General features: G+C 40.8%; 5 protein-coding genes. 1 reads left to right on the forward strand and 4 read right to left on the reverse strand.

The annotated features are described in order from the left end of the window. The 3 genes from ACOVO2_RS08275 to ACOVO2_RS08285 all read right to left on the reverse strand — a co-directional run. A partial coding sequence (locus ACOVO2_RS08275) for an ABC transporter permease (RefSeq protein WP_421769507.1) occupies positions 1–833 on the reverse strand: 833 nt, incomplete at its 3' end. A 121-nt stretch (positions 834–954) separates the two neighbouring features. Next, complete coding sequence (locus ACOVO2_RS08280; RefSeq protein ID WP_421769508.1) at positions 955–1,632, reverse strand: ABC transporter ATP-binding protein; 678 nt, start codon at positions 1,630–1,632, stop codon at positions 955–957. Between the two features lie 130 nt (positions 1,633–1,762). Beyond that, positions 1,763–3,010, reverse strand: a complete 1,248-nt coding sequence (locus ACOVO2_RS08285) for an efflux RND transporter periplasmic adaptor subunit (protein WP_188766593.1) — start codon at positions 3,008–3,010, stop codon at positions 1,763–1,765. A 300-nt stretch (positions 3,011–3,310) separates the two neighbouring features. On the opposite strand from ACOVO2_RS08285, the gene ACOVO2_RS08290 reads away from it, so the two are divergent. Further along, a complete protein-coding gene (locus tag ACOVO2_RS08290; protein WP_421769509.1) occupies positions 3,311–4,657 on the forward strand; it encodes a sigma-54-dependent transcriptional regulator in 1,347 nt (448 codons plus the stop codon). Between the two features lie 8 nt (positions 4,658–4,665). Here the strand turns inward: ACOVO2_RS08290 and ACOVO2_RS08295 are convergent. Then, positions 4,666–5,039: LytR/AlgR family response regulator transcription factor (locus ACOVO2_RS08295; RefSeq protein ID WP_421769510.1), on the reverse strand; the 374-nt coding region annotated here is incomplete at its 5' end.

Below are 5,039 nucleotides of genomic sequence, written 5' to 3' on the forward strand. Positions count from 1 at the left end.
ATATCCAACAACGGTGTGAGCGAGTATTTCAAGTAATTGCCGCCTTTTTTGAAATCATCCATGCTTTTTATATCCATGAAAGCCTTCGCCTGTGGAAAGATATATTTATCAACAACTACATCAAACTTCTTCTCAAACTGCTTATAATCAACCCCTTCTCGGAGTTTGATATAGGTATAGAAATTATGGCTCAGGAAATTATCGAACTTATAATCGTTGATATTCTTGAACGGAAAAAACATATCGGTCTGAAAATGTGCGTTGGTGGGCATATCTTCATAAACCGCCGTGACTTTATATTCAACAGGATTTTGCAGCCCGATTGTAAGCGTTTTGCCCAAAGCAGAAGCATTGCCAAAGTATTTTTGTGCAGCTGTTTGACTGATAATAAGGGTATTAGGTTCGGCTAAAACTTTCTTAGAATCACCTTCGAGGATATTCAGCGGAAAAACCTCCAAAAGTGTAGAGTCGGCGTGAAGACAGTTATTTTCAATCAGAAACTCGCTACCTTTTTTAATAAAACGGCGACTATTATTGGCATAAAGACGAACGTACTGCTCGACTTCGGCGTAATCTTTTTTGAGTGTAGCCCCAAACGGGTCAGAGCTAACGGCCATTCGCTGTTCGGCTCCGCCAAACTTAATATCAGAGTTGATACGATAGATTCGTTCGGCATCTTTAAACTGTCGGTCGTAGCTGAGTTCATCAACAACATAGAGAGTTATCAATAAAAAACAGGTAAGGCCAATAGCTAAACCAAAAATATTGATGAAGCTATATAGCTTGTTTTTGAGAAGATTTCTCCAAGCGATTTTAAAGTAGTTTTGTAGCATAATAGCCCCCTAATCGACCCATCGAATTGCCCCGATGGGGGGAACGCTGGAGGAAACGCTTTATAGAGTAAAATAACTTTTTCAAATAAACTCCCCCATCGGGGGCAGGGGGGCTGTATTTCTACACATGAAAATTCTCGGTCACGACCTTTCCATCAAATAAGTTGATAATTCGGTGCGAGAAACCAGCATCGTAAGGCGAGTGCGTTACCATCACGATGGTTGTGCCTTCGTTGTTGAGTTCTTGCAAAAGTTTCATCACTTCTTCGCCATTGGTCGAGTCGAGATTACCCGTCGGCTCATCGGCCAAAATCATTTTTGGCTTCGCTACTACCGCACGGGCAATGGCCACACGCTGTTGTTGTCCACCCGAAAGTTGTTGCGGAAAGTGATTGCGGCGGTGCATCATATTCATGCGTTCGAGGGCTTTTTCTACCTTTATCTTACGCTCGTCGGCAGGAGTTTTTAGGTAAAGCAATGGCAGCTCAACGTTTTCATAAACCGTTAGTTCGTCAATCAGATTAAAGCTTTGAAACACAAATCCGATTGAACCTTTGCGGAGCGATGCACGCTGACGCTCCGACATCGTGGCTACTTCGCTGCCGTAGAAATCGTAGCTTCCTCCCGATGGATTATCGAGCAAGCCCAAAATATTGAGCAAGGTTGATTTTCCACAGCCCGAAGGCCCCATGATGGCTACAAATTCGCCATCTTTGATTTCCATCGTAATGCCATTTAAGGCAGTTGTTTCTACTTCCTCAGTAGTGAAGATTTTCTGAAGGTTGGTTGTTTTTATCATAAAATAACATACCCCTAACCCCTAAAGGGGGACTTTTGCTGGGTTCGCAATTTATATCTGTAAATGAATTATTTTATATTATTAACAAATTATCGTGTCAGTGTAGGCTCCCCTTTAGGGGCGGGGGGGGTTAGAACGACAAAACCTCATTATCCCCAAAATTCTCGTACGAACTCGTGATTACTTGCTCGCCAACTTGTAAACCTTCTAAGACCTCGAAATATTCTGGATTTTTACGACCCAAAGTTATTTTGCGTTTCTGAGCTTTTTTGCCCGATTTATCCACAACATATACCCAATTTCCGCCAGTATCAGAGAAAAATCCACCTACTGGAATCAAAACTGCTTTGGTAGCTTTGCCCAATTCTAAACGAATCGGCGAAGATTGCCCACGCTTGATGCCTTCGGGAACTCCTTTGGCAAAAACCATATCTACTTGGAAACGACCATTGCGTACTTCGGGATAAATCTTTGTGATTTCTAAGTCGAAATTTTTACCGTTAAACTCAAACGAACCACCCAGACCCGCAAAAATTCTCGAAATATAATGCTCGTCAATATCAACTCGCATCTTGAAACCATTCAAATCATCAATTTGTCCGATGTTTTGGCCTTGGTTGATATTCGAGCCAACTTCTACATCAATGCTCGAAAGTAAACCACCAACTGGGGCTTTTACCACCAAATTTTCGAGAGTTTCACGCCATAATTGCACGTTTTTTTGCGTTCTTTCGAGCGTTCCTTCGAGTTGTTTTATCTGCATTGCCGCATTTTCTTCTTGGTATTTCGATGATTCGAGTGTGATTTCACGTTGTTTTACAAGTTTTTCATAATCACGTTTCGACTTCATAAAATCCGACTCGGCAATCACTTTATCGTTATTCAGCTTTTTATTTCTATCGTATAAATCTTTGGCTTGGTCAATCTGAAAATCGAGGTCGTTGAGGGTTTGGCGAATCGTAAATTTCTCTACTTTCAAGCGTTGACGAGTATTTTGAAGGTCATTGACCAATCGGCTCGCTTCGGTTTCTGACTGCAAGAAATTAAGTTTGAGGTTTTGGTTTTCGAGTTTCAAAATTACTTGTCCTTGTTTCACCATGTTTCCACCATCGACAACTTTTTCTTTCACATATCCACCCACAATGGCATCGAGTCTGATAGTTTTTAAAGGTAAAACTACGCCCGTCACGACGATGAATTCATCAAAATCGCCTTGAGTTACGGTCGAAACCGTTAGTTTATCTTTTTCAACATTGAGTTTTGAACGCTTGTCAGCAAAGGCAAATTGCCACACCAAAAAAACGGCCAATAATGCACCTCCGCCAATCATTGCAATTCGCTGTGTGTTCCAAAACTTTTTCTGTATCTGTCTGTCCATCGTACTAAATGCTATTGTCTTTTCTAATTCATTTTTCTCAAATTTATTCCAAAGCTATGCCAAAAAGACAATTGTCTGATTATCAATAACTTACAAAAAAGCTAAGATTTTAATCTGTCCGATTTCGGACATTCTTTGTACGCTGTCGGACGATTTCTGAACATCACCCAATTGCCTCAAAAACTTTTAAATCATACACAAACAACTAATAATCAAACGATTATAAAAAAGCTTTGGCAGAAGAATTTGTAGCGGAATAATTTTTGTCATAGATTAGCTAAAAGAAAAAGCTAAAAGAAAATGTCGAAACTCCTGATAATTGATGATGATGTTGATGTGCTAAGTGCCGCTAAGTTATTCTTGAAACGCCATTTCACGCAAGTTGATATTGAGAAAAACCCCGAACGCATTCCGTTTTTGATTACAAATGGAGGCTACGATGTGGTTTTGCTCGATATGAATTTTACTCGTGATGTAAATACGGGCAAAGAAGGCTTCGAGTGGCTCGACCGTATTCTGGACATTGACCCACGAATTTCGGTGGTGCTTTTCACGGCTTATGGCGATGTAGAAATGGCCGTGCGAGCCATAAAAATGGGAGCAGTTGATTTTGTGCTAAAGCCCTGGGAAAATACCAAACTGCTCGAAACCATGCAGTCGGCCTACGAAATGCGACAAGAAAAAGTTGGCGGTCGGCAGTCGGCAGTTAGCACTAAAAAAAGTACATCTACTACACAGATTATTGGTAGTAGCCCCGCAATGCTCAAAATTTTTGAAACCATTGAGCGAGTAGCAGCGACTGACGCAAATATTTTGATTTTAGGGGAGAATGGAACTGGTAAAGATTTGATAGCGAGGTCGTTACACGAAAAATCGAATCGTACAGAAATGCCATTTGTACATTCAGATTTGGGTGCAATTTCGGAAACATTATTTGAAAGCGAGCTTTTCGGACACGTAAAAGGAGCATTTACCGATGCCCGTGAAGACCGCACAGGAAGGTTTGAAGAAGCCAACGGCGGGACGATTTTCTTAGACGAAATCGGGAATATTCCGCTACCGCTACAAGCCAAATTATTGAATGTTTTACAAAACCGAAGCGTAACAAAAGTTGGCTCAAACAAACCAAAAAACATTGATATCCGCCTGATTTGTGCTACTAACGAACCAATTTACGACCGAGTTGCTCAACGTACGTTCCGTCAGGATTTACTTTATCGAATCAATACCATTGAAATAAAACTGCCTGCACTGCGTGAACGCCCCGAAGACATTTTGCCTTTGGCCGAGCATTTCTTGAAAATTTACCGCAAAAAATATAATCGACCTGTCAATAGCATCAGTGCGGCTTTAGGTAAGCAATTACAGCGTTATCATTGGGCAGGAAATGTGCGTGAACTCCAACACGCCGTTGAACGAGCCGTGATACTTTCGCAAGGAAATGCTCTTCAACCCGAAGATTTTTTCTTCGAAACAAGGCAAGAAACAGCACCTTCGTTCGACCAAACTTACCAACTGGAAGAAGTAGAGAAGATGCTGATTATCAAGACCTTAAAGAAATTCAACGGCAACATCACCGATGCCGCCCGTGAAATGGGGCTGACTCGACAAGCTCTTTACAGGAGAGTGGAAAAGTATGGGATTTGAAGAAAAAATTAGTGGAGGTTTAATGCTTTTTTCAGTTCTTTTTTTCTCCTTCTTGAAACGACCAAACTTTTATTCCCTTGCATAATAATCTTCGAATCATTCACCTGATAGCTTTTCAGATGTAATAAATTGATAATAAACGACTTGTGTGTACGAACAAATAAGCCTTTTTCAATTATATCCGAGAATTTTTTGAGTGTAAAAGCAGCAATCGTTTTCTTCCCGTCAAGCGTATGAATGATGGTGTAATTTATATCGCCTTCGAGGTGCGTGATTTGTTCGAACGGAATCTGACGTCTGCCATGCTCAATATAAATCGCTTTTGAGTTAATATGGAAAGATGCTTTCATGATACGTTGAGTTTTTCTTCCACATACCTTAG

The organism is Emticicia sp., assembly GCF_049241225.1.
Classification (GTDB): domain Bacteria; phylum Bacteroidota; class Bacteroidia; order Cytophagales; family Spirosomataceae; genus Emticicia.

Coding starts and splice junctions, on each gene's coding strand:
- ACOVO2_RS08280 (WP_421769508.1), bottom strand. CDS start 1,632: ATGATAAAAACAACCAACCTTCAGAAAATCTTCACTACTGAGGAAGTA.
- ACOVO2_RS08285 (WP_188766593.1), bottom strand. CDS start 3,010: ATGGACAGACAGATACAGAAAAAGTTTTGGAACACACAGCGAATTGCA.
- ACOVO2_RS08290 (WP_421769509.1), top strand. CDS start 3,311: ATGTCGAAACTCCTGATAATTGATGATGATGTTGATGTGCTAAGTGCC.